Here is a 25829-nt window from a genome sequence, read left to right on the forward strand (position 1 = left end):
CATCTGGTGGCCGGAATGGCCGTCGTGCTCACCGTATTGTTGGTGTTCACCGGGTGTTCGAGATCGGTGGCCGGAAATCCCGTCAAGGCCGGATCGGGCGACGTTCCGCGCAACCAGAATTCCGAACAGCAGTACCCGAACTTGCTCAAGGAATGCGAGGTGCTGACCACTGACATCCTGGCCAAGACCGTGGGCGCGGATCCGCTCGACATTCAAAGCACCTTCGTCGGGGCGATCTGCCGGTGGCAGGCGGCCAACCCGGCTGGCCTCATCGATATCACCCGGTTCTGGTTTGAGCAGGACAGCTTGAGCAACGAACGCAAAGTCGCCCAATTCTACAAATATCAAATCGAGAACCGCTCGATCGCAGGTGTTGACTCGATCGTCATGCGTCCCAACGACCCTAACGGGTCGTGTGGCGTCGCCAGCGACGCCGCGGGGGTGGTCGGCTGGTGGGTCAATCCACAGGCGCCCGGCATCGACGCGTGCGCCCAGGCGATCAAGCTCATGGAGCTGACCCTGGCGACCAACTCGTAGCCGCCCGGTCTCGAGTCAGCGCGGCACGTGGAAGTTGATCAATGTGGCGCCTCCGGGTTCGAGGCGCTCCCAGCTGCAGCCAATGCGCAGCACTGCGATCGCGGAGGTGGGAAATTTCGCTGAAATACGTTCGACAGCAGCCGTATCGGTGCCGCCGGCACCGGCCAGCCGGACCGCCACTTCAGAGATGACCGGTTCGTGCCCTACGACCAGCAGCGTCATCACCCCGTCGTCAACAGTATGGATTTCCTCGATCACCGTGGCCGCGGTGGTGCCGTAGAGCCGTTCGCTGTAGTGCACAGGTGAGTCGACGCCGGTGTATTCCAAGGTCTGCCGCGCACGCGTCGCGGTGGAACATAGCACGTGGTCGATGACGGGCAGGTTGGCCCGCAGCCAGTCGCCGGCCAGCCTGGCCTGCCGGACTCCGCGGGGCGCCAGTGGTCGCTCGTGGTCAACGATCCCTTCGGGGTACGCCGATTTCGCGTGCCGCAGCAGTGCCAGAGTCCGGCGTTGATCGTCCACGTGCCCACCCTAAAGCGCACGCCAAAGCGGGGCGCCGGACGTGCCGATCGAGGTCCGCGGAGTTGTCGGTCGACGGTCCTAGACTCGCCTTGCCGGAGAGCCGTGCGATATCAGGAGGTGCCGACGGCATGCGCTTCGTGCACACCGCCGACTGGCAACTGGGGATGGCCCGCCATTTCCTGGCCGGTGAGGCGCAGCCGCGGTACGCGGCGGCCCGCCGCGACGTGGTGGCAGGACTGGGCCCGCTGGCGGCCGAGGCGGGGGCCGAGTTCGTGGTGGTGGCCGGAGATGTCTTCGAGCACAACCATCTGGCTCCCGAGGTGATCAGTCAGTCGTTGGAAGCCATGCGGGCCGTCGGTATTCCGGTCTATCTGCTACCGGGTAATCATGACCCGCTGGACGCCTCCTCCGTGTACACCAGCGCACTGTTCACCGCTGAATGCCCTCCCAACGTGGTCGTGCTCGACCGGCCCGGTATCTCTGAGGTGCGGCCGGGGGTGCAGATCGTCGCCGCCCCGTGGCGCTCCAAGGTGCCGACGACGGATTTGGTTGCCGAGGTGTTGGAGGGGCTGCCGGCCGACGGCGCGGCGACCAGGGTGCTGGTCGCTCACGGCGGTGTCGACGCACTCGACCCCGACCGCACCAAATCCTCTCTGATCCGGCTCGCCACGGTAGACGATGCGCTGCGAAGGGGTGCGGTGCACTATGTGGCATTGGGTGACAAGCATTCGCTCACCGAGGTCGGCGGCAGCGGCCGGGTGTGGTATCCGGGGTCCCCGGAAGTCACCAATTTCGATGACATCGAACCCGACCCCGGCCACATCCTGATCGTCGACATCGACGAAACCGATCCCCGTCGGCCCGTGACCGTCGAAGCCCGCCACGTCGGTACCTGGCGGTTTCTCACCCTGCGCGCCCACGTGGACAACAGCCGTGACATCATGGCGCTGGACATCAACCTCGATCAGCTGGCCGGCAAGGACCGCACGGTGGTGCGGCTGGTTCTGACCGGTTCGCTGACCGTCACCGACCGCGCCGCACTGGATACCTGCCTGGACAAATACTCACGGTTGTTCGCCTGGCTGGGGTTATGGGAGCGTCACAGCGACCTGACAGTGTTACCAGCCGACGATGAATTCCGCGACCTTGGTATCGGGGGGTTCGCCGCCGCGGCGGTAGAGGAACTGGTTGAGACGGCACGCACCGGGGATGCCGAGGCCGCCGACGATGCCCGGGCGGCACTGGCCCTGCTGCTACGGCTCACCGGTAGGGGCGCGGCATGAAGTTGCACCGCCTCGTGCTGAGCAATTTCCGGGGCGTTGCGCACCGCGAGATCGAGTTTCCCGACCACGGCGTCGTGGTGGTGTGCGGTGCCAACGAGATCGGCAAGTCGTCGATGATCGAGGCGCTGGATTTGCTGCTGGAAGCCAAAGACCGCTCAACCAAAAAAGAAGTGAAGCAGGTGAAACCCACCCACGCTGACGTCGGGTCGGAGATCACTGCCGAGATCAGCACCGGCCCGTATCGCTTCGTCTACCGCAAGCGTTTCCACAAACAGTACGAGACCGAATTGACACTGCTGACACCCAGCCGCGAACAGCTGACCGGCGACGAAGCACACGACCGGGTCCGGGCGATACTGGCTGAGACGGTGGATACCGAACTCTGGCGCGCTCAGCGGGTGCTGCAGGCTGCCTCGACCGCCGCGGTGGACCTCTCCGGTTGTGATGCGCTATCGCGTGCGCTCGATATCGCCGCTGGTGAGGTTGCCGCGTCCGCTGCCGGCGAATCGTCGCTCATCGAGCGGATCGACGCCGAGTATGCGCGCTATTTCACCCCCACCGGACGCCCGACCGGCGAGTGGGCCGCCGCGATCTCGCGACTGGCCGCCGCTGAAGAGGAGGTGGCGCGGTGCGCGGCGGCGGTCGCCGAGGTGGATGAGCGGGTGCGTCGCCACGCCAGCCTGACCGAACAGCTGGCCGAGTTGGCGCAGCACCAGGCCAGGGCCCAGCACCGGCACGCAACCGCACAGGCCGCCGCCGACAAGATCGCGGTGCTCACCGAAAAGCACCATCAAGCCCAGCTGGTCGCCGCCGCGGCGGCGGCGACCAGTGCTGCGGCCACAAAAGCGCATACCGAGCGGCTGCGGCTGCGTACCGAATTTGATACGCGGGCCGCGACGGTTGCCGCGCTCGACGCCGAAGCGCGCCAATCGGCCGACGCAGCTGCGCGTGTCCGTGCCGACGTTGCCGCCGCCGATGCCGCGATGGACCAGGCCGCGTGTGTGCGTGCGGCTGCCCAGCGCCGCGCTGAGTCCGCCCGCCGCATCCTCGAGCAACTTGGCGACCGTGACGAGTCAGAGCGGTTGAGTGCTCGGCTGGCCAGGATCGACGCCCTGATGGGTGATCGCGACCGGGTGAATGACGAACTGGGCGCAGTCGCCGTCACCGAAGAACTCGAGCGGCGTATCGAGGATGCCGCTGCCGCCGTCGATCGTGCTCGCAGCCGCCTGGCGCTGATCTGCGCGACGCTCGAGTTCACCGCGGCAGCCGAGATCGAACTCGCGACCGGCGGCCAACGGGTGTCACTATCTGCGGGCGAGAGCTGGTCGATGACAGTCACCGACTCCACCGCAGTCGAGGTTCCCGGTGTGTTGACCGCGCGAGTGATCCCGGCTGCCACTGCTATCGATGCTCAAGCCGAATACGCTGCGGCGCAAACGGAGTTAACGGCCGCACTGGGGGCGGCGGGTGTGGCCGACCTTGCAGCGGCGCGACGCGCCGCGCAGCAGCGCCGCGATCTGGAAAACAGTCATGAGCAGTTGAACGCCATCATCGCGGGATTGTGCGGGGAAGACCAGGTCGACGAGCTGCGTTGCAGGCTGGCGCGCCTGCGCGCCGGTCACTCCACGCACTCAGATCTGGCCGCAATGGACATCAGCGCCGCCCGCGCGGAGCTCGAGGCCGCCGAAGCCGCTTGCGCCGCCGCGGATGCCGAATGCGAGACCCGCCGCCGTGTCGCGGCCTCCGTGGCACGCGAGTTTGCCGAGGTATCGACGCGTGCAACAGCTTTACAAACGAAAGTCGCTACCCACCGTGCCGAACTCGACGCCGTCAGTGATCGGTTGGCCCGGGAGCGGGCCTCGGTGAGCGACGAGGACTTGGCGGCAGCGGCGGATGATGAACGGCGGGCGGCGCAGATCGCTGAGCGTCGTGTCGCGGAGCTGGCTGAGCAACTCGCCGCTGCTGCTCCTGATATGGCCGCCGCCGAATTAGCCGAGGCGACCGAACAGGTTGAGGTGCTGCGCATCCGCCACAGCGAAGTTGTCCGTGCCCTGCACGAAGTCAGTGTTGAGCTCGCCGTCTTCGGGACCGAAGGGCGTCAAAGCAAACTCGACACGGCTGAGGCTGAGCGGGAACGCGCTGCCGGGGAATACACCCGGGTCCGGCGCCGAGCCCGTGCCGCGGAGCTGCTGCGTTTGGTGATGGCACGCCATCGCGACGTTACCCGATTACGCTACGTCGAGCCGTTCCGGGCAGAACTACTGCGGCTGGGCCGGTTGGTGTTCGGGTCCACCTTCGACGTCGACATCGACAGTGAGCTGCGGATCCGCAGCCGCACTCTTGACGGTTGCACTGTGCCCTACGAGTCGCTGTCTGGTGGGGCCAAGGAGCAACTCGGCATCCTGGTACGGCTGGCCGGCGCGACATTGGTCGCCAAGGAAGACACCGTACCGGTGCTCATCGACGACGCGTTGGGCTTCGCCGATCCGGAGAGGCTGGCCAGGATGGGTGAAGTGTTCGACGTTGTGGGGGCACACGGACAAGTGATCGTGCTGACCTGCACACCCGCTCGTTATGACGATGTGCAAAGCGCCCATCGTATCGAACTGTGCGGCTGACGGTTTTGGCCTGCGCCGTCAGCAGGCTCGGGCCTTGTTGCCCACCTTCGCCTTGCTCTGCTTTCGTCGGCTTAGCGGCCGCTGCGATCAGCGTCGCATGAATCCGATTGCCGTGTAGTCGACGTCGGCCAAACCAAACGCTCCGTAGTTGGCTAGATCGGAGCGGACCGCGACGTCGCCGGGTGACTGAAACAGCGGCAAGCTGAACCCTTCCTGCCAGATCAACATGTCGACCTGGTTGGCGAGTGCGCGTGCCTTGCCCTCGTTCAACTCGGAGAGCGTCTGTTCGATTTCGGCGTCGACTTTCGGGCTGCCGATTTTGCCGAAATTGCTCTCACCGTCGGAGGTATAGATCTGAGGTAGTGCGGACAGCGGGAAGGCGTTACCGACCCAACCGAATTGGGTGATATCGAAGTCGCCGACGGCGACATAACGCTCGAAGAATCCGGTGCCCGGTTTAGCGTCGAGGATCAGCTTCACGCCGATCTGCGCCAGGTTGTGCTGCGCGACCAGCGCGATCTGACGGGTGGATTGCGCGTCGAAGAATACGTCGCGAATCGCCAGCTGTCTGCCGTTCCTTTCCCGCACCGCTCCGTTGAGCTTCCAGCCCATTGCTTCTAATTCCCTCCGGGCCTGATCGGGATTGAAAGCAGCTGGTGCACTGTTGTTTTCGTAGCCAACCTGACCGGCAACGTAGATGTGGTTGTTCAGCGGCGCGGGGCGGTCGGTCAAGCCATGTTGGGCTACGTTGGCGATGGTCTGACGGTCGATGCCTTTACAGATCGCCAGTCGCAGCCGCTCGTCGGCCAGCAGAGAACCGGGGGCGCCGTTGAATGTGAATTGATACCAGGTGAGCGCCGGCGCGCGCCGGATCACGATACCGGGCGTGCGCTGGGCGGTGACCATGTCATCGATCGAGCCCACCCCGGCAGCGTCGATCGAGTTGTTCTGCAGCGCGGGGATGACTGCGGCCGGGTCGAGCACCAGAAATGTGATGGAGTCAAGTCTCGGCTTGGCGCCCCACCAGCGGGGATTACGGGTCAGCACGATCCGCTGTGCGGTCCTGTCGATCGTTGACACGATGAACGGTCCAGCCGACGGGCCGGGCGCATCGAGCTGGCCCTTATTGAAGACGTCGGGGTTCGCCGTCATACTGCGGGGCTGGATACCGCTGGCAAACATTCCGCGCCACTCCGCGTATGGTTTGGCGAAGGTGACCACCGCCTGGCGGTCGTCAACGCCCCTGGTGACCGACTGCACCCGTTCGAACCCTGCTCTGCTGGCGATGGCGTAGCGTTTGTCGCGACCGCTGCACGCGCTGACCTCCGCGGCGAGGTCCTCCCAGGTCATCGGAGTGCCATCGCTCCAGACCGCTTTCGGGTTGATCGTGTAGGTGACAACCTGGGGGTTGGTGCTGGTCAGTTCTGCCGCAGTGAAATAGTCGGTGTTCAGTTTCAGTGTCCCGTTGGCCTCGGTGATGAATGCGCCCGGCAGCGTCGGACCGGTAATCGCATTGACGTCGGCGGTGTTACCGTCGATATGCAACTCGTTGAAGTTGGAGGGAAATGACGTCAGCGGCAGCCGCAAAGTGCCGCCCTCCCGTAACGTCGCCGGGTTCTGCGGGTTGATATCACTGGTCGTTCCGACCCGTGTGGTTCCCGCCGCCGGTAGGTTTCGATACCCGTCCGAACAGCCCGTCACAATCACACAGGCGGCCACAACCAGCATCGACACTGTCTGAACCGTCGACGGATACGCCACCTTGGCGATGCTAAACACCGGCGACATCGGGATGCGTCCGCGGCACCGCGGCCAAAAGCCGCCGGGTGTATTCGTGCTGCGGGTTGGTGAAGATCTGCTCAGCATCGCCCTGTTCAACAATCGCTCCCCGATACATCACTGCCACTCGGTGGGCAAGATGTCTGACCACCGAGAGATCGTGCGACACAAACAGATACGACAACTCGAATCGCTCTTGCAGATCGAGCAACAAGTTGATGATGCCCGCTTGAATCGACACATCCAGCGACGACACCGGCTCGTCCAATAGGAGGATGCTCGGCTGCAATGCCAGTGCCCGCGCAATACCGATCCGCTGCTTTTGTCCACCGGAAAACTCGCCGGGATACCGGCTGGCGTCGGCGTGGTCTAACCCGACAACATCCAGAAGCTCAGCAACCCGTTTTTCGCACCGGCTCCGGTCAAACCCGTTGGCGACTAGCGGTTCAGCGAGCACATCGAAAACCGGGAGCCGGGGGTCTAGCGCCGCCGACGGATCCTGGAAGACCACTTGCAGTTTAGTCCGCAGCTCGCGGCGCGCAGCTGCGTCGAGGGTCGAAACGTCGGTCCCGAGAATTTCGATGGAACCCACTTCTGGGGCGGTGAGTTCGAGAATCTGGTGCAGCGTCGTGGACTTGCCCGACCCGGATTCTCCGACAATGCCCAAAGTGCGGCCCTGTTCCAATGTGAAACTGACCCTGTCGACCGCGCGGATTTCGCCCAGCCGCCTTCGTAACACCACACCTTTGGTGAGTGTGTAGGTCTTTGTTAGGTCGTTGACGCGCAGCACCACTGGTGTTCGCCGGCTTACGTTGCCCGCAGAAGGGGTTTGGGTCGGCACGCGAAAGATTTCGGACGCGCTGCGCCCGGCGACGTCGTCGGTGCGGATACACGCCGCCCGGTGGCCATCGGTGATGGTGACCAGATCCGGTTCGCCCGAGCGGCATTTGTCGATGACAAGGGGGCAGCGGGGAGCGAAGGGGCAGGACCCGAATCGCAGTGACGACATCGTCGGTGGGGCGCCGGGAATCGGAACCAGACGCGTCCCCTGTACGGCGCTGAGCCGCGGTACCGAACCCAGCAGTCCTACCGTGTAGGGCATTCGGCGGTCACGATAAAGCTCGTCAACGGTAGCTACCTCGACCGCGCGTCCGGCATACATGACCAACGCCCGGTCGGCGAACTGCGACACCACACCCAAGTCGTGCGTGATGATCAACACTGCGGCGCCGGTAACGTCTCGCGCGGTTTTGAGCACGTCCAGAATCTGCGCTTGCACAGTGACGTCCAGCGCGGTGGTCGGCTCGTCGCAAATCAGCAGATCTGGATCGTTGGCGATCGCGATCGCGATCACTACGCGCTGGCGTTCGCCGCCGGAAAGCTCGTGCGGGAATGCTTTCGCCCGGTGTTGCGGTTGGGCGATGCCGACCAGCTCGAGCAGCTCGACCGCTCGCTTGCGGGCATCAGCGCGGGTGACCCGGCGGTTGTGGATTTCGACGGCCTCGGCAATTTGGTCGCCGATGGTGTAGACGGGTGTCAGAGCTGACATCGGATCCTGAAACACCGTGCCGATCGTCCGGCCGCGAATGTGTGACATCGCGGTATCGGACCGTCCGAGCAACTCATCGCCGTACAGGCGCACCGAGCCAGACACCTGAGCGTGTTCAGGCAGCAGGCCCACAACAGCCAGTGCGGCAGTGGTTTTGCCCGAACCTGATTCACCGACGAGGGCGACAACTTCGCGGGGATCGACGTGGTAGCTCAACCCGCGCACGGCGGCCACCTGCGAGTCCCCGGTTGCGAAGGAGACACTCAAATCCGTCACCTCGAGTAGAGGCGTCACTTGTGCCGCTGCCTTTTAGGCGTGGTGGGGTCCAAAGCATCCCGTAGGCCGTCACCGGTGAGGTTGGCGCACAATACGATCGCGATCAGCGCCCCGGCTGGGAACAAGAAAACCCACGGGAATGTCGCCACTGAACTGGTGCCGTCCGCGATAAGTGTGCCCAACGATACGTCAGGCGGCTGAACACCGAATCCCAGGAAGCTCAGACCGGTTTCAGCGAGTATAGCCACTCCGACGTTGAGTGTGGCATCGATGATGAGGATGGAGGCGACGTTCGGCACAATGTGATGTGCGATGATACGGCGGCTAGGTACGCCCATATACCTTGCTGCGCGGATGAATTCGCGTTCTCTCAGACTCATTGTCATACCGCGGACCATCCGTGAGCTGACCATCCAGCCGAACGCCGCAAGCAGCACGATCAGCCACAGAATGCTGCCCGACCGCTTGGTGCGTGGGGTTACGATGGCGATCAGGATGAAGCTGGGCACTACCAATAGCAGATCGACCAGCCACATCAAGGTTCGGTCGCGCCAACCGCCGAAGTAACCCGAAACTGATCCGACCGTCGCGGCGATAGTTGTCGAGATGACGGCCACACAAACCCCGATCAACATCGACTTCTGCATGCCGCGCAGGGTCCGGGCCAGTAGGTCCTGGCCCAGCGCGTTGGTGCCGAACCAGTGCTCAAGCGACGGGGGCTGCAGCAGCGCACCGGAGTCCATGTCGATGTAGCTGAACGGAAGGAACACCGGCAGCGCATAGCAGCCGACGAACAAAAAGGTCAGCACTACCAATGCGGCGATCGCGGGCTTGTTGCGGATGAACCGTCGTGCTATCAGGCTTCGTCGCGACGCGAAGGAGGTGGTGTGGATACCGGCGCGGACGGAGGTGGTCTCGGCAACCCGGTGCGTCATGACACCCGCACCCGTGGATCAAGTGCGGCGTAGAGGACGTCGGACAACAAGCCGGCAAGCAGGACCACTGCGCCGGAGAACACCGTGATCGCCGCGACGATGTTGGTGTCCTGGGTCGCGATACCCTGCACCACCCACTCGCCCATGCCGTGCCAGCCGAAGATTTTCTCGACGAATACCGCGCCGGTGACCAGCCCGGCGACACTATAGGCAAACAACGTGGCCATCGGAATCAAAGCGGTGCGTAGGCCGTGTTTAACCAGTGCGCGCCGGCGCCTGAGGCCTTTGGCGCGGGCGGTGCGGATGAAATCCTCGCCCAGCACGTCGAGCATCGCGTTTCGCTGGTACCGGCTGAAACCCGCGATCGCGCCGAGAGCCAGCGTGAGACTCGGCAACACCAGGTGCTGGAGGCGGTCGAGCAACTGTTGCCAGACCCCTCCGGACGGTAGAGGCGACGTCTCCCCGGTGTACAGGAAAACACGCACCCCCAGAAACATATTGATGCGCAGCGCGCCGAGAATGAGCAGCCCCGCCAGCACGAATGTCGGGATGCTGAGGATGGTCAGCGACAACAGGGTGATCACGCGGTCGCTGAGCCGGTACTGGCGGATCGCTCCCCAGGCCCCCACAACGACACCGGTCACGGTGCCGAACACCGAGCCCAGCACCACCAGGCGCAGGCTGACCCCGATTCGTCGCCATAGCTCATCGGATACCGGATGACCCGACACGGTGGCGCCAAAATCGCCCCGGACCGCGCCGGAGACCCACCTCGCGTACCGGATGGGAATCGGTTTGTCCAACCCGAGCTGGGCGGCCTTGGCCTCGATCACGGCCTGCGGTGGCCGAGGGTGGCGCTGCATGAAGCTGTCCAGCGGATGGAATGTCACCGATGTCAGGCAATAGGTCAGGAAAGACGCCAGCGCTAACAGCACCATGTAATTGGCAAGCCGACGCGCCAGAAACCTGGTCATGTTGGTCCGCCCCACCCGTGTCGCATGGGCACAGGGTAAGAGATGTCGTCGCAATCGGGCAGCAGACATGGCGGCGGCGCCAACGGTCCTCGGGGAGTGCGGTCGGGCGTTCGCGGCGGCGTAGGCAGCACACTGCCGTCGGCTGCGCTACCTGAGCGGCGGGTTTGTGGGCGGCACTACTTACCGATCTGGCTGATCCAGATTCGTGAAATCTCGCTGGCCGATTGCTACAATCCCGCGACACTGGCGTGCCGTGTAGCAAATAATAAGACCCACAAGGAGATTCGCGTGACGGTTACTGACGGCTATTTGGTGAACAATGCCGAGTACGCGAGAAACTTCACCGGACCGCTGCCGATGCCGCCGAGCAAGCATGTGGCCATCGTGGCATGCATGGATGCTCGCCTGGATGTCTACCGCCTGCTTGGCCTCAGGGAAGGTGAGGCGCATGTCATCCGGAACGCCGGCGGGGTGGTCACCGACGATGTGATCCGGTCGTTAGCCATCAGCCAGCGGCTGTTGGGAACGCGGGAGATCATCCTGATTCACCACACCGATTGCGGGATGCTTACCTTCACCGACGACGATTTCAAGCGAGCCATCCAGGAGGAGACTGGCATCAAGCCGTCGTGGGCAGCTGAGGCCTTCCCCGATGTCGAGGAGGATGTCCGCCAGTCGTTACGCCGCATCCAGGCCAGTCCGTTTGTCACCAAGCATGAATCGCTGCGCGGGTTCGTCTTCGACGTCGCCACCGGTAAGCTCAACGAGGTCACCCGTTGAGTGTGCGGCACGTGGCGCTTGCCGGCCGCAGGACACCATGACACGCCCGGCGTGTGGGTGCTCGGGTGCGCGGCGCTGTGGTAACCGGGACGTTTGCGGTGGGCGCTGTCGCCCCGCGCGCATCAGCCCTACGCTGGTCCTGCGGATGCGCTCTGAGCCGTGTCGCACCCGGGCGGCTGCGCGGCGGTTCACCGGCTCAGCCGCGCGAATCGCCTCTTGCCGGAGAGATAATGGCACAATTCACAGAATGCGCATGTCGGCGAAAGCGGAATACGCGGTGCGCGCGATGATCCAGCTCGCGACGGCCGAGCCGGGTGCGGTGGTCAAAACCGATGACTTGGCTAAGGCGCAGGGCATACCACCGCAGTTTCTCGTCGACATCCTGTCTGATCTGCGTACCGACCGTTTGGTCCGCAGCCGCCGCGGCCGCGAAGGGGGCTATGAACTGGCCCGCCCCGGAACCGAGATCAGCATCGCCGACGTCCTGCGCTGTATTGATGGTCCACTGGCCAGTGTGCGCGACATGGGGCTCGGGGACCTGCCCTACTCAGGTCCGACCGCGGCGCTCACCGATGTTTGGCGGGCGCTGCGGGCCAGCATGCGTTCTGTGCTGGAGCAAACGACATTGGCCGATGTCGCTGCCGGCACGCTGCCCAAGCATGTCGCCCAGCTCGCTGACGACTATCGGGAACAGGAAAGCACACGCCACGGGCCGCGATGAACCGTCAGCCCCCCGAGCCGTATGGCCTGGTCAGAATCTCCATGTGATGCCCGGCCGGGTCCGGGAAGTACACCCCGCGCCCCCCGTCTCGGTGGTTGATCTCGCCGGGCCGCTCGCCGGCCGGATCGGCCCAGTGCGGCAGGCCGCGCGACTGAATTTTGGCGTAGATCGCGTCGAAATCGTCGTCAGAAACCAGAAACGCGTAGTGCTGTGGGCGGATCTCCTCGTTGTCGGGTACATCGGCATAATCCAGCGTGGCCCCATGCTCGAGCCTGACCGCCATGAACCGGCCGGCCGGCACTGGATCAGGCAGCCCGAATAGTTCGGTAAGAAATTGCGCGGACTCTCGCTTATCGCGAGCCGCGACAATAGTGTGGTCGAAACTGATAGCCATTGCTGGTGCAAGTCAACCACTCTCGACACCACCACACAATGCTGCACCGCCACTTGGGTGCTGCACTGGCACACATCAGCGAGGTGCACGTGATGTGCACCCGACACCGGACGAGCGATACCCCGCCGGTTCCGGACGCCGTGCCACCGACCGGGCCGCTGCCCCACCTGGGGTCGCATGCCGAGAAGACGGACATGAGCCTCCAGCTTGGACCGCGATGGCGATGGCACCCGTCACGGGAGTGCCGTCAGCACGCCGGCAGATCGAGGCGCACCACGATAGCGCGGATGATATCAGCAGTGGGTGAGTCCGGCTGCAGAGTCGCCGAGACCGGCCACCTAGCGGCGGTGACGCGGAATGGCCGCGCAAGCTCTATCAACCATCAAATCGCCGGTGGCCGTCATTGCTCGTACGGCGACGAAGACGCCATCCCCGAAACCCGGCCGCTTGAGCTGGGCAAATAGCGTGCCCCCGACAGGATTCGAACCTGCGACCTTCTGCTCCGGAGGCAGACGCTCTATCCCCTGAGCTACGGGGGCGCACGAGCAACGCGATGCACCACGGGCCCCGTCAGATTAGCGCATCGCAGCCGCCGCGTAGCCAGCGGAACGGATTCGGACCCTGGCCGCCACAGCCCATAGGATGGACCCTCGTGACCCCCGCTGACCTGGCCGAGTTGCTCAAGTGCACCGCCGCCGCGGTGCTGGCCGAACACGGCCTGGACGCGGCTAAGCTGCCTCAGACCATCACCGTCGAGCGACCGCGCAACCCCGGGCACGGCGATTACGCGACCAACCTGGCGCTTCAGCTGGGTAAGGCGGTCGGCGCACATCCGCGTGAACTGGCCAGCTGGCTGGCCGAGGCCCTGGTGGGTGTCGAAGGCATTGCCTCGGCGGAGGCGGCCGGACCAGGTTTTGTCAACATTCGCCTGGACGCCGCGGCCCAGGGCGTCATTATCCGCCATGTCATCGAGGTGGGCGGGAGTTTCGGGAACTCCGACGAACTAGCCGGGCAGAAGATCAATCTGGAATTCGTCTCCGCCAACCCGACCGGGCCCATCCACATCGGCGGAACCCGGTGGGCCGCCGTCGGCGATGCGCTGGGCCGGTTGTTGTCGGCGCAAGGTGCCCAAGTGGTACGTGAGTATTACTTCAACGATCACGGTGCCCAAATCGACCGCTTTGTCAGCTCATTAATTGCTGCGGCCAGGCACGATCCAACTCCGCCCGACGGCTACGCGGGCACCTACATCACCGAGATAGCCGCACAGGTGCTGCAGCGCGAACCTGGTGTGTTGAACCGGCCCGACCCTGAGTTACGCGAGACGTTCCGGGAAATCGGCGTCGAATTGATGTTCGCCCACATCAAGCGGTCGCTGCACGACTTCGGCACGGACTTCGATGTCTACACTCACGAAGAATCGATGCACAGCAGCGGCCGCGTCAAGCAGGTCATCGACCGGTTGCGCGCCCATGGCAACATCTACGAAAAGGACGGCGCAACCTGGCTGCGGTCCAGCTCCTTTGGTGACGACAAGGATCGGGTAGTCATTAAAAGCGACGGCCAGCCAACTTATTTCGCCGCTGATCTCGCCTATTACCTGGACAAGCGGCAGCGTGGGTTCGACTTGTGTATCTACATGCTCGGTGCCGACCATCACGGCTACATCGCACGCCTCAAGGCGGCGGCCGCCGCGCTCGGTGACGACCCGGCAACGGTGGAGGTTCTCATCGGTCAGATGGTCAACCTGGTCCGTGACGGACAGCCCGTTCGGATGAGCAAACGCGCCGGCACGGTGATCACACTCGATGACCTGGTCGAGGCAATCGGTGTCGACGCCGCCCGTTACAGTCTGATCCGCGCGTCGGTCGACACGCCAATCGACATCGACCTTGCGTTGTGGTCCTCGGCGTCGAATGACAATCCGGTCTATTACGTGCAATATGCGCATGCACGACTGTCAGCGCTGGCCCGCAACGCTGCCGAACTCGGTTTGACACCCGATGTTGCTCACCTCGAACTGCTTACCCACGACAAGGAGGGAGCACTGGTGCGCACCATCGGTGAATTTCCGCGAGTGCTGAAAACCGCTGCCTCCCTGAGAGAACCGCATCGGGTATGTCGTTACCTGGAAGATCTTTCCGGTGATTACCACCGCTTTTACGACTCCTGTCGGGTCTTGCCGCAAGGTGACGAGCAACCTACCCCCCTGCACACTGCGCGCCTGGCGCTGTGCCAGGCCACCCGCCAAGTCATCGCCAACGGGCTGGCCATTCTTGGTGTAAGCGCCCCGGAGCGAATGTGAAGGCCTATCCCGCCGGCACCCGCCACGTTGAGCAGATTCACCATGTGGCGTCCCCGCCGCGCCCGCAGGCATCTGAGGAACTCTTGCTTTTAGCGCCGAACGTCTGGCCGCGCAACACGGTTCGAGCTGACGACGGCGTGGTCAGCATCGCGGGTGTTCCGCTGACCTACCTTGCGCGGGAGTACGGCACTCCGCTATTTGTTGTCGACGAGAACGACTTCCGCTCGCGGTGTCGAGAAATGGCCGCCGCGTTCGGCGGCGGACAGAACGTGCACTACGCCGCCAAAGCCTTTTTGTGCAGTGAAATAGTGCGCTGGGTCGAAGAAGAAGGGCTCTCACTCGATGTGTGCACCGGTGGGGAGCTGGCGGTGGCGCTGCACGCGCATTTCCCGGCCGAGCGTATCGCTTTGCACGGTAATAACAAGTCGGTGGCGGAGTTAACCGCGGCGGTCAAGGCCGGAGTCGGCCTGGTGGTCGTGGATTCGATGACAGAAATCGAGCGTCTGGATGCCATTGCGGGCGAGGCGGGTGTTGTCCAGGACGTGCTCATACGCGTGACAGTCGGCGTCGAGGCGCATACACATGAGTTCATCGCCACCGCCCACGAAGACCAGAAATTCGGTCTCTCGCTGGCTAGCGGCGCGGCGATGACCGCAGCCCGCCGGGTGTTTTCCGCCGACCACCTGCGGCTGGTCGGCCTGCACAGCCATATCGGCTCGCAGATTTTCGACACGGCGGGCTTCGAACTTGCGGCGCACCGGGTGATCGGCTTCTTGAGTGACATCGTCAGCGAGTTCGGTGCGGACAAAACCGCGCAGGTTTCGACGGTCGACCTCGGCGGCGGTCTGGGAATTTCGTATCTGCCGCACGAGGATCCACCCCCGGTGCGGGAATTGGCCGCCACGCTCGATGCGATTGTTGTCCGGGAGTCTGCGGCGGTCGGGCTGCCTAAGCCCAGGCTCGTCGTCGAGCCCGGCCGTGCCATTGCCGGGCCGGGAACGGTGACGCTGTATCAGGTCGGTACCGTCAAGGACGTCGACGTGAGTCCTACAGCGCACCGGCGCTACGTCAGCGTCGACGGCGGGATGAGCGACAACATTCGCACCGCGCTGTATGACGCAGACTACGACGTCCGGCTGGTCTCGCGAGCCAGCAACGCATCACCGATTTTGGCGCGGATCGTCGGCAAGCACTGCGAAAGCGGAGATATCGTCGTCCGCAATGCGTGGGTGCCCGACGACATCGAACCCGGTGACCTGCTTGCGGTGGCGGCTACCGGCGCTTACTGCTATGCACTGTCGAGCCGATACAACATGATCGGCCGCCCGGCGATGGTAGTGGTGCGCGACGGCCGGGCCCGCCTCATACTACGCCGGGAGACGGTCGACGATCTGTTGAGTCTGGAAGTGGGGTGAGCCTTGTTCGGCGAGGAAAAGCCGGTTGGCGTCGCGGTGCTGGGTCTGGGCAACGTCGGCAGGGAGCTCGTCCGCATTATCGAGGACACCGCGGGGGACCTGGCGGCCCGGATCGGGGCGCCGCTGGCGCTGCGGGGTATCGGTGTTCGCCGGGTCGCCGCTGATCGCGGTATGCCAGTCGAGTTGCTCACCGACAACATCGAAGAACTGGTCACGCGTGAGGACGTCGACATCGTCGTCGAACTGATGGGACCGGTGGAACCGGCTCGTAAGGCGATCCTTTCCGCGCTCGAGCACGGCAAGTCTGTCGTCACCGCGAACAAGGCTTTGTTGTCCCAGTCCACCGGAGAATTGGCGCAGGCTGCCGAAAACGCGCATGTCGACCTGTATTTCGAGGCGGCAGTGGCAGGAGCCATCCCGGTCATCCGTCCCTTAACCCAATCGTTGGCCGGCGACACGGTGGTGCGAGTGGCCGGCATCGTGAACGGCACCACCAACTACATCCTTTCTGAAATGGACAGAACGGGAGCCGACTATGCGCGCGCGCTGGCCGACGCGAGCGCGCTGGGTTACGCCGAGGCCGATCCCACCGCTGATGTGGAAGGCTACGACGCGGCGGCGAAAGCCGCGATTTTGGCCTCCATCGCCTTCCATACCCGCGTGACCGTCGATGATGTCTACCGCGAGGGCATCACGAAAATCACCCCAGACGATTTCGCATCCGCGCGGGCGCTCGGCTGCACCATCAAGTTGCTGGCGATCTGTGAGCGCATCACTACAGAACAAGGGCAGCAACACGTTTCAGCCCGTGTGTATCCGGCTTTGGTGCCGTTGACGCATCCGCTTGCCTCGGTCAATGGCGCTTTCAATGCGGTAGTCGTCGAGGCCAAGGCAGCAGGGCGGTTGATGTTCTACGGTCAGGGAGCCGGCGGGGCACCGACGGCGTCAGCGGTAGCCGGCGACCTGGTGATGGCCGCCCGCAACCGGGTGCTGGGCAGCCGCGGTCCACGCGAGTCCAAGTACGCCCAACTACCGGTGCTTCCGATCGGTTTCACCTCAGCCCGCTATTACGTCAGGATGTATGTTGCCGATAATCCTGGCGTATTGTCTTCGGTAGCAGCGGAATTCGCGAAGCGCGCGGTCAGTATCGCCGAAGTCCGCCAGGAAGGCGTGGTCGACGAAGACGGCCAGCGGGTAGCCGCGCGCATCGTGGTGGTCACTCACAATGCTACCGACTCTGCCGTATCGGAAACCGTGGCTGCGCTGGCTGATCTCGATGTGGTACAGCGTGTCGCGGCTGTGCTGCGACTGGAAGGAACCGGTCCATGAGCGTGCCACGCACCACCACACGCCGGCCATGGCCAGGTGTGATCGCGGCGTATCGCGACCGCCTGCCGGTGGGCGACGACTGGACACCTGTCACGTTGTTTGAGGGCGGGACCCCGTTGATTCCGGCCACCAGCCTGTCCCAGCAGACCGGCTGCCAAATACATCTCAAGGTCGAGGGGTTGAACCCTACCGGTTCCTTCAAAGACCGGGGCATGACGGTGGCTGTCACCGATGCGCTGGCTCGTGGTCAGCAGGCCATATTGTGCGCGTCCACAGGAAACACGTCGGCCTCGGCGGCGGCATACGCGGCCCGCGCCGGCATCACATGCGCGGTGCTGATACCGCAGGGCAAGATCGCAATGGGGAAGCTGGCGCAAGCGGTCATGCACGGGGCCAAGATCATTCAAGTCGACGGCAACTTCGATGAATGCTTGGAACTCGCCCGCAAAATGGCTGCCGACTTCCCGGCCATCACATTGGTGAACTCGGTCAACCCCGCGCGCATCGAGGGCCAGAAAACCGCGGCGTTCGAAATCGTGGACACGCTGGGCGCCGCGCCGGACGTGCATGCCCTTCCCGTCGGCAACGCCGGCAACATCACCGCGTACTGGAAAGGGTATAGCGAGTACTACGACGAGGGTGTGATCGACAAATTGCCGCGCATGCTGGGCACTCAGGCGGCAGGCGCTGCGCCCCTGGTACTGGGTAAACCGGTGAGCCACCCGGAGACAGTCGCCACGGCTATCCGCATCGGCGCACCAGCGTCGTGGGCCTCGGCCGTAGCGGCGCAGCAGCAGTCCCGGGGGCGGTTCCTGGCCGCTACCGACGAGGAGATCCTGGCGGCATATCACCTGGTGGCCGACGCCGAGGGCGTGTTCGTCGAACCCGCGTCGGCGGCGAGCGTCGCCGGTGTGCTCAAGTCCATCGGGGATGGCTGGGTGCCGCGGGGTTCGACGGTGGTATGTACCGTGACCGGCCACGGTCTCAAGGATCCGGACACGGCACTGAAGGATCTGCCGAAGGTAAGCCCAGTGCCCGTTGATCCCGAAGCGGTCGCCGCGGAACTGGGACTGGGCTCGTGAAGGGCCGGTGGTGACTGAGCTGCCTGCGGGTCTGATGGCTAGCGCTCTCGTTGCAGCGTCGAGCGCCAACCTCGGCCCGGGATTCGACTGTATCGGTCTGGCGTTAAGTCTTTACGATGAGATCGTTGTCGAGACAACAGAATCCGGTCTGACCGTCGAGGTTGAAGGTGAAGGAGCCGGGCAGGTACCTCTGGGATCCAGCCACTTGGTGGTACGGGCAATTGAACGCGGGCTGCAGGCGTCAGGAATCAGTGCGCCTGGCTTAGCGGTGCGCTGCCGCAATGCTATTCCGCATTGCCGTGGTGTCGGCTCGTCCGCTGCCGCGGTAGTCGGCGGGCTTGCCGTAGTGAATGGACTTGCTGCGCAGGTTGATTCAATGCCGTTGAGTGAGGCCCAATTGATTCAACTGTCGTCGGAATTCGAGGGTCATCCCGACAACGCCGCAGCGGCGGTATTAGGCGGTGCGGTGGTCTCGTGGATCGACCACGGATGTGATCCGCCCCGCTACGCCGCCGTGCGGCTGCGCCTTCACCCCGATATCCACCTGTTTCCCGCGATCCCCGAGGAGCAGTCCTTGACAGCCGAGACCCGGGTATTGCTGCCGGCGCAGGTCAGCCATGGCGACGCCCGCTTCAACGTCAGCCGCGCGGCGCTGTTGGTGGTGGCTCTCACCGAACGGCCCGACTTGCTGATGGTCGCTACTGAGGATGTGCTTCATCAGCCGCAGCGTGCCCCGGCGATGCCGGCATCTGCGGAATATTTGCGGCTGCTGCGGCGTTATAACATTGCGGCCGTGCTTTCGGGAGCAGGGCCGGCGGTCATCGCATTGAGCACGGAGCCGGAGTTACCCTCCGAGGCGGTCGAGTACGGTACCGCAAATGGGTTTACCGTCAGCGAAATGGCTGTCGGTGACGGAGTTCGTTGGAGTTCTGGTGTTGCAGTCCCCGGCTGAGCCGCGTCCGGACAGGAGAGCGGTTTCTTGCTTCCGGCACCGAAGCGCGTTATCCTCGGAGCCGTCCAGCAATCGCAGCATCTGCATCGCGTCGATACTGTCTTGCCACTAGGACCATACCAAATTCTTCTCGTGGACGATGGTTCGCTGTTCGAGCCGCCGATGGTGGCGATCACCGTTGCAGAGTCGATGATTGGGCGCACTCAGCGAGTTGGCTGAATGCAACAGACCCCTCGCGCGACGCAATCAGCGAGGGAAGAAAGGAAATCCGTGACTGATACGGACCTCATCATGGCCGGCGATAGCACTCAAGACAATGAAGACACCAAGAAGCTCTCGAATGCCGTGACCGCAGACACTGCTACTCCCACCGCGTCCGGCGCCGACCCTGCCGCACCGGCTGCGACCGACGGCGAGTTGTCCGCAGCTGCGGGCAGCATTGCATCGGATGGGGCGCTGACCGCGATGGTGCTGCCCGAGTTGCGGGCACTGGCCAATCGGGCCGGCGTCAAGGGCGCGTCGGGTATGCGCAAGAACGAGCTGATCGCGGCGATCCGGGAAGTTCAGAAACAGGCTAACGGCGCACCCTCCGGTGCACCGTTGTCACAAGACACCGGTGAAGCCGGCGCCGCTGAGTCAGCCGACCAGGCGCCGGGCCGCTCGGCCACCGAGGCATCAGCAGGGGCGCGGCGCGGCGCCGCGGAAGATAGCGGATCGCCCGCCACGGAGGCCGGCGCACACGAAGTCGCCGAGCGGTCCGATGCCGATGGTCGAGAGACCGAGACCAAGACCGAGGAACGCGCATCCGACCCAGACAGTGACCGCGGCGCTGACCACGAAGCGGTGGCTGGACAGCAGGCTCGCGGCGACGAGGACGCCGAGGGCCGTCAAGGGCGTCGAGGGCGGCGGTTCCGCGATCGGCGGCGCCGCGGCGAACGTTCGGGTGACAGCGCTGACGCGGAATTGCGTGACGATGATGTGGTTCAGCCCGTGGCGGGAATCCTCGATGTCCTGGACAACTACGCGTTCGTGCGCACCTCCGGTTACCTTGCCGGTCCGCACGACGTGTACGTGTCGATGAACATGGTGCGCAAGTACGGCTTGCGACGCGGAGACGCGGTGACGGGCGCTGTGCGGGTGCCCAGGGAAGGTGAACAACCCAACCAGCGGCAGAAGTTTAATCCGCTCGTGCGTCTGGACAGCGTGAATGGCGGACCCGTCGAAGACGCCAAGAAACGTCCGGAATTCGGCAAGCTGACCCCGTTGTATCCCAACCAGCGGCTGCGTCTGGAAACGACGACAGAAAAGCTGACCACACGGGTCATCGACTTGATCATGCCGATCGGCAAGGGCCAGCGCGCGCTGATTGTGTCGCCGCCCAAAGCTGGCAAGACCACGATTCTCAAGGACATCGCCAACGCGATTTCCACGAACAACCCGGAATGCCATCTGATGGTGGTCCTGGTCGACGAGCGACCCGAAGAGGTCACCGACATGCAGCGCTCGGTCAAGGGCGAAGTTATCGCCTCGACGTTCGACCGGCCGCCGTCGGACCACACGTCGGTCGCCGAGCTGGCGACCGAGCGCGCCAAGCGGCTCGTCGAGCAGGGCAAAGACGTCGTCGTGTTGCTCGACTCGATCACCCGGCTCGGGCGCGCCTATAACAACGCGTCGCCGGCGTCCGGGCGCATTTTGTCCGGCGGTGTCGATTCGACGGCGTTGTATCCGCCGAAGCGGTTCCTGGGTGCCGCCCGCAATATCGAGGAGGGCGGCTCGTTGACCGTCATCGCGACGGCGATGGTGGAGACCGGCTCACAGGGTGACACGGTGATTTTCGAAGAGTTCAAGGGCACCGGTAACGCCGAACTCAAACTCGACCGCAAGATCGCTGAGCGCCGCGTTTTCCCCGCGGTCGATGTGAATCCCTCGGGCACCCGCAAGGACGAGTTGTTGCTGTCCCCCGACGAGTTCGCTGTCGTGCACAAATTGCGCCGCCTGCTGTCGGGTCTAGACTCCCACCAAGCCATCGACCTGCTCATTTCGCAGTTGCGTAAGACCAAGAACAACTACGAGTTCTTGGTGCAGGTCTCGAAAACGGCACCGGGCGCCCTCGACAGCGACTGATTCGGCTCGGGACAGGTCCCTGCCCCAGCGGCCACTCCCCGGCGTGCGGCCGTCATCCCGGCAACCGCCGGCCCCGGCCGCACCGGTAATGTGCGAGCCTGCGCAATTGGCATGGATCGACCGAAAGTGGTGATGCCATGGCGGAGACGCTTCAGCAACTGCTTCGCGAACGCATGGGCCAGCAGACTGCGGCGGTGAAGTACGGCGATCGGGTTTGGAGTTGGCAGGAGCATCTGGCGGACGCCTCGACCATGGCTGCCGCGCTGATCGGTATCGCCGATCGTCAGCGGCCGCTGCACGTCGGCACCCTGTTGGGCAACACGCCCGAGATGCTCACTGCGATGGCGGCGGCGGCCCTGGGCGGATACGTGCTGTGCGGGATCAATGACACCCGTCGCGGTGGCGCGCTGGCGCGCGACATCCTGCGGGCCGACTGTCAGATATTGCTGACCGATCCCGCGCACCGCCACCTGCTCGACGGTCTCGATCTGCCCGGCGTCCGCGTAGTCGACACCTCGGGCAGCGACTGGTCGGAATTGCTGGCGCGGGCAGCACCGTTAACCCCGCATCGCGAGGTCACGGCCACCGACACCTTCATGATGATCTTTACGTCCGGGACCAGCGGCGAGCCCAAGGCGGTAGCGGTCACCCACCTGACTGTGCTGTTTGCCGGGACGGCGCTGATCGAGCGGTTCGAGATCACCGCAGCCGATGTGTGCTACCTGTCCATGCCGCTGTTTCACTCCAATGCGGTACTGGCCGGCTGGAGTGTGGCGGTGGGTTCCGGCGCGGCAATGGTCCCGGCGACTTTTTCGGCCTCCCGGCTGCTGGCTGACCTGCGGCGCTACGGCGTGACTTACATGAACTATGTGGGCAAGCCGCTGGCATATGTGCTGGCCACCCCGGAGCAGCCCGACGACCACGACAACCCGCTGCGGGTGGCATTCGGCAACGAGGCAACCGATCGCGATATCGCCGAATTCAGCCGCCGCTTCGACTGCACGGTGTGGGATGGTTTCGGCTCCACCGAGGGCGCGATCATCATCACGCGCGAAGAGGGGTGCCCGCCGGGCTCCCTCGGGCGGGGCTTTCCCGGTGTAGCCATCTACAACCCGGACACTCTCACCGAGTGCCCTCCGGCGCGTTTTGATCGCGACGGCGCGTTGGCCAACCCCGAAGAGGCGATCGGCGAACTGGTCAATACGACCGGTGCAGGCCTATTCGCGGGCTACTACAACGATCCGCAGGCCACCGAGGACCGGCTGCGCCACGGCATGTTCTGGTCGGGCGACCTGGCATACCGCGACGAGGACGGCTGGATCTATTTCGCCGGGCGCAGCGCCGACTGGTTGCGCGTGGACGGCGAGAACATGACCACCGCCCCCATTGAACGGATCGTGCAGCGGCTGCCCGCGGTCAACCAGGTCGCCGTGTATGCGGTACCCGACGAACACGTCGGTGACCAGGTGATGGCCGCAGTGGTGTTGCACGATAACGCCGACCTCACACCCGAGGAATTTGGTGAGTTCCTGGCTGGCCAGCCCGACCTGTCGCCGAAGGCGTGGCCGCGGTACGTGTGGGTCACCGACAGCCTGCCGACCACGGCGACCAACAAGATTCTCAAGAGGGAACTGCGCGCTCGCGGCACCAGACCCCAGGGCGGTGTGTTGTGGAACCGGATCGGCCGGACAGCGACCTATACCCGTGTCGATCAGGGCAGTGCCGACCGGCGGGAGCACTACGAGATCAGTCGCAGCTAGCCGGCTGGGAGCCGTCTGGCGCAATCGGCCCGCCGGTTGTGGCGCGCGACAGGTCACGGCATGACGGCGGTCGGGAATTTTGTGCACGCACCCATGTGTTTTGGGGTGATGGTGGTTGACCTGGCATAATCGACCTTCGGCCACCGCAGAAACCCGTCGGGCCCCGTTCGCGGCCGCGATCGTTCGAGTAGGTGGGCGGCCTGGCGGTCGACGAGTGAAGAGGGACGTGATGAAAGCTGGAATTCATCCCGCATACGGCGACACAACGGTCGTCTGCGGATGCGGCAACACCTTCCAGACCCGCAGCACGAAACCGGGTGGCCGCATCAACGTCGAGATTTGCTCCCAGTGCCATCCGTTTTACACCGGCAAACAGAAGATCGTCGATAGTGGTGGGCGAGTGGCTCGTTTCGAGAAGCGCTACGGCAAGCGCAAGATCACGGACCAGAAGGTTTCGGTCGACAAATAGCCGAAGTACCGACGCCCGAGCTGTGTGCAACACCGTGCAGCTCGGGCGTCGGTTCGCTGTGGTGCCGCCTATCGTCACCGGGCACAGGGTTGGGAGGACGAGATGACGCAGAGCGTGCGAGCGATCGACACGGTGCTCGCAGAACACGCCGAGCTCGAGCGTCGACTGGCCGACCCCGAACTGCACAGCAAGCCGGCCGATGCGCGCAAAGCGGGACGCCGGTTTGCCCAGTTGGCACCGATTGTCGCGGCGTATCGCAAACTGGAGTCCGCGCGCGCGGATTTGGAGACTGCGCGTGAGCTGGCCGCCTCCGACGATTCATTCGCGGCCGACGTCGCCGAACTGGAAACACGAGTCGCCCAGCTGGATACCCAACTGACCGACATGCTGGCACCTCGTGACCCACACGACCCCGACAACATCGTGCTCGAAGTCAAATCCGGCGAGGGCGGCGAAGAATCGGCATTGTTCGCCGCCGACCTTGCCCGAATGTATATCCGCTATGCCGAGCGGCGCGGCTGGACGGTGACGGTGCTGGACGAAACCACCTCGGATCTGGGCGGCTACAAAGACGCGACACTGGCGATCGCCAGCAAGGGCGACTCTCCCGACGGCGTGTGGTCGCGAATGAAATTCGAGGGCGGGGTGCACCGGGTGCAGCGTGTTCCGGTGACCGAATCTCAAGGCCGCGTGCACACGTCAGCCGCCGGTGTGCTGGTCTACCCGGAACCGGAAGAAGTCGGCGAGGTACAGATCGACGAATCGGATCTGCGCATCGACGTGTACCGTTCCTCAGGCAAGGGCGGACAAGGCGTCAACACCACCGACTCCGCGGTGCGGATCACCCACCTGCCGACCGGGGTCGTCGTCACTTGCCAAAACGAGCGTTCGCAGCTGCAGAACAAAACCCGTGCGATGCAGGTGCTGGCGGCTCGCCTGCAAGCGATGGCCGAGGAGCAGGCGCTGGCCGATGCGTCGGCCGACCGCGCCAGCCAGATCCGCACGGTGGATCGCAGCGAACGCATTCGCACCTACAACTTCCCGGAGAACCGGGTCACTGATCACCGCATCGGGTACAAGGCGCACAACCTCGATCAAGTGCTCGACGGCGACCTGGACGCATTGTTCGACGCGCTAGCCGCCGCCGACCGGCGATCGCGGCTCCAACAGCCATGAATCCGCTGGGGCGTGCGATCGATTCCGCTGCGGCGCTGCTCGCCGAGGCGGGTATTTATTCCGCGCGCCGGGACGCTGAAGAACTGGCTGCGCACCTGACCGGCACCGAACGTGGGCGACTGCCGCTGCTCGACCGGCCCGGCGACGAGTTTTTCGAGCGTTATCACGATGTGGTCGCCGCCCGCTGCCGACGGGTTCCGCTGCAGCACCTCACCGGAACGGCCGCGTTCGGTCCGGTCACGTTGTGCGTCGGTCCGGGGGTGTTCATCCCGCGCCCGGAAACCGAAGCTTTGCTGGCGTGGGCGACCGCCCTGCCGTTATCGGCGCGCCCGGTGATCGTCGACCTCTGCACCGGATCGGGTGCACTGGCTGTTGCGCTGGCCCACCACTGGCCCCAGGCCCGCGTTCTGGGTGTCGATGACTCCGAAACCGCCCTGGCTTATGCGCGCCAGAATGCGCAGGGCACTGCCGTGGACCTGGTGTGCGCCGACGTGACCACACCCGACCTGTTTCCCGAACTCGACGGTCTGGTGGATCTCGTGGTAGCCAACCCGCCCTACATTCCTGATGGCAGCTTGTTGGAACCTGAAGTGGCCCAGCACGATCCACACCACGCATTGTTCGGCGGCCCGGACGGAATGACAGTGATCACAGCTGTCGTCAACCTTGCCGGCCGTTGGCTGCGTCCCGGCGGTATGTTCGGCGTCGAGCATGACGACAGTACGTCCGGACTGACTGTGGAATTGATAGGTAGCACAGGACTTTTCGATAAGGTCGTCGCGCGGGCTGACTTGACCGGCCGGCCCAGGTTCGTGACAGCCCGCCGACAAGACAGAACGTGAGCTACGC

The 25829-nt window shown here is 64.3% G+C and carries 21 protein-coding genes and 1 tRNA gene; 15 read left to right on the top strand and 7 right to left on the bottom strand.

Going from position 1 to position 25829, the window contains the following annotated elements:
- The first annotated feature begins 15 nt into the window (after positions 1-15).
- Complete coding sequence (locus tag G6N08_RS12090) at positions 16-537, top strand: DUF3558 domain-containing protein (protein WP_371869058.1); 522 nt, start codon at positions 16-18, stop codon at positions 535-537.
- A gap of 15 nt (positions 538-552) precedes the next feature.
- On the opposite strand, the gene G6N08_RS12095 is transcribed toward G6N08_RS12090, so the two are convergent.
- Entirely contained in the window at positions 553-1059 is a 507-nt protein-coding gene (locus G6N08_RS12095; RefSeq protein WP_174813294.1) for a SixA phosphatase family protein, read from the bottom strand.
- 128 nt (positions 1060-1187) lie between these two features.
- Here G6N08_RS12095 and G6N08_RS12100 point away from each other — a divergent pair, with 128 nt between their 5' ends.
- Positions 1188-2342 carry a metallophosphoesterase family protein gene (locus G6N08_RS12100; RefSeq protein WP_163757599.1) on the top strand — a complete coding sequence of 385 codons (1155 nt, stop codon included), beginning with the start codon at positions 1188-1190 and terminating at the stop codon, positions 2340-2342.
- Positions 2339-4960 carry an AAA family ATPase gene (locus G6N08_RS12105; protein WP_163757601.1) on the top strand — a complete coding sequence of 874 codons (2622 nt, stop codon included), beginning with the start codon at positions 2339-2341 and terminating at the stop codon, positions 4958-4960. The genes G6N08_RS12100 and G6N08_RS12105 overlap by 4 nt, the downstream gene beginning before the upstream one ends.
- Positions 4961-5047: 87 nt before the next feature.
- Here the strand turns inward: G6N08_RS12105 and G6N08_RS12110 are convergent, their stop codons facing one another.
- The 4 genes from G6N08_RS12110 to G6N08_RS12125 are packed head-to-tail and all read right to left on the bottom strand — an operon-like array spanning position 5048 to position 10473.
- Positions 5048-6688 carry an ABC transporter family substrate-binding protein gene (locus G6N08_RS12110; protein ID WP_163760530.1) on the bottom strand — a complete coding sequence of 547 codons (1641 nt, stop codon included), beginning with the start codon at positions 6686-6688 and terminating at the stop codon, positions 5048-5050.
- A 43-nt stretch (positions 6689-6731) separates the two neighbouring features.
- On the bottom strand, positions 6732-8582 hold the full coding sequence (locus tag G6N08_RS12115; RefSeq protein ID WP_163757603.1) for a dipeptide ABC transporter ATP-binding protein: 1851 nt from the start codon (positions 8580-8582) through the stop codon (positions 6732-6734).
- Complete coding sequence (locus G6N08_RS12120; RefSeq protein ID WP_163757605.1) at positions 8579-9499, bottom strand: ABC transporter permease; 921 nt, start codon at positions 9497-9499, stop codon at positions 8579-8581. The genes G6N08_RS12115 and G6N08_RS12120 overlap by 4 nt, the downstream gene beginning before the upstream one ends.
- Complete coding sequence (locus G6N08_RS12125; RefSeq protein ID WP_163757607.1) at positions 9496-10473, bottom strand: ABC transporter permease; 978 nt, start codon at positions 10471-10473, stop codon at positions 9496-9498. Before G6N08_RS12125 ends, G6N08_RS12120 begins: the two co-directional genes overlap by 4 nt.
- A gap of 288 nt (positions 10474-10761) precedes the next feature.
- On the opposite strand from G6N08_RS12125, the gene G6N08_RS12130 reads away from it, so the two are divergent.
- Positions 10762-11253 (top strand): beta-class carbonic anhydrase, encoded by a 492-nt coding sequence (locus G6N08_RS12130; protein WP_163757610.1) that lies wholly within the window; start codon positions 10762-10764, stop codon positions 11251-11253.
- 247 nt (positions 11254-11500) lie between these two features.
- The gene (locus G6N08_RS12135) at positions 11501-11974 is read left to right on the top strand and encodes an Rrf2 family transcriptional regulator (protein WP_163757612.1); all 474 of its coding nucleotides are present in this window, start codon (positions 11501-11503) and stop codon (positions 11972-11974) included.
- Positions 11975-11978: 4 nt separating this feature from the next.
- On the opposite strand, the gene G6N08_RS12140 is transcribed toward G6N08_RS12135, so the two are convergent.
- Positions 11979-12368, bottom strand: a complete 390-nt coding sequence (locus tag G6N08_RS12140) for a VOC family protein (RefSeq protein ID WP_163757614.1) — start codon at positions 12366-12368, stop codon at positions 11979-11981.
- A gap of 466 nt (positions 12369-12834) precedes the next feature.
- Positions 12835-12907: transfer RNA gene (locus tag G6N08_RS12145), tRNA-Arg, on the bottom strand.
- Positions 12908-13020: 113 nt separating this feature from the next.
- On the opposite strand from G6N08_RS12145, the gene argS reads away from it, so the two are divergent.
- The 10 genes from argS (at position 13021) to prmC (ending at position 25822) form a co-directional block, all read left to right on the top strand.
- Positions 13021-14673 (top strand): arginine--tRNA ligase, encoded by a 1653-nt coding sequence (gene argS, locus G6N08_RS12150; protein ID WP_163757616.1) that lies wholly within the window; start codon positions 13021-13023, stop codon positions 14671-14673.
- 44 nt (positions 14674-14717) lie between these two features.
- Positions 14718-16088: a diaminopimelate decarboxylase gene (gene lysA / locus G6N08_RS12155; RefSeq protein ID WP_246216832.1), complete on the top strand. Its 1371-nt coding sequence runs from the start codon at positions 14718-14720 to the stop codon at positions 16086-16088.
- Between the two features lie 3 nt (positions 16089-16091).
- On the top strand, positions 16092-17417 hold the full coding sequence (locus G6N08_RS12160) for a homoserine dehydrogenase (RefSeq protein ID WP_163757619.1): 1326 nt from the start codon (positions 16092-16094) through the stop codon (positions 17415-17417).
- The gene (gene thrC / locus G6N08_RS12165; protein WP_163757621.1) at positions 17414-18499 is read left to right on the top strand and encodes a threonine synthase; all 1086 of its coding nucleotides are present in this window, start codon (positions 17414-17416) and stop codon (positions 18497-18499) included. Before G6N08_RS12160 ends, thrC begins: the two co-directional genes overlap by 4 nt.
- A gap of 7 nt (positions 18500-18506) precedes the next feature.
- Positions 18507-19451 carry a homoserine kinase gene (gene thrB / locus G6N08_RS12170; protein WP_163757623.1) on the top strand — a complete coding sequence of 315 codons (945 nt, stop codon included), beginning with the start codon at positions 18507-18509 and terminating at the stop codon, positions 19449-19451.
- Between the two features lie 270 nt (positions 19452-19721).
- Positions 19722-21575, top strand: a complete 1854-nt coding sequence (gene rho, locus G6N08_RS12175; RefSeq protein WP_246216744.1) for a transcription termination factor Rho — start codon at positions 19722-19724, stop codon at positions 21573-21575.
- A gap of 137 nt (positions 21576-21712) precedes the next feature.
- A complete protein-coding gene (gene fadD1 / locus G6N08_RS12180) occupies positions 21713-23335 on the top strand; it encodes a fatty-acid--CoA ligase FadD1 (RefSeq protein ID WP_163757625.1) in 1623 nt (540 codons plus the stop codon).
- A gap of 229 nt (positions 23336-23564) precedes the next feature.
- Entirely contained in the window at positions 23565-23804 is a 240-nt protein-coding gene (gene rpmE, locus G6N08_RS12185; protein ID WP_163757627.1) for a 50S ribosomal protein L31, read from the top strand.
- A gap of 102 nt (positions 23805-23906) precedes the next feature.
- Complete coding sequence (gene prfA / locus G6N08_RS12190; RefSeq protein ID WP_163757629.1) at positions 23907-24980, top strand: peptide chain release factor 1; 1074 nt, start codon at positions 23907-23909, stop codon at positions 24978-24980.
- Complete coding sequence (prmC, locus tag G6N08_RS12195; protein ID WP_163757631.1) at positions 24977-25822, top strand: peptide chain release factor N(5)-glutamine methyltransferase; 846 nt, start codon at positions 24977-24979, stop codon at positions 25820-25822. Before prfA ends, prmC begins: the two co-directional genes overlap by 4 nt.
- The last annotated feature ends 7 nt before the right edge of the window (positions 25823-25829 follow it).

The sequence above is a fragment of the Mycobacterium botniense genome (assembly GCF_010723305.1).
GTDB classification, from domain to species: Bacteria; Actinomycetota; Actinomycetes; order Mycobacteriales; family Mycobacteriaceae; genus Mycobacterium; species Mycobacterium botniense.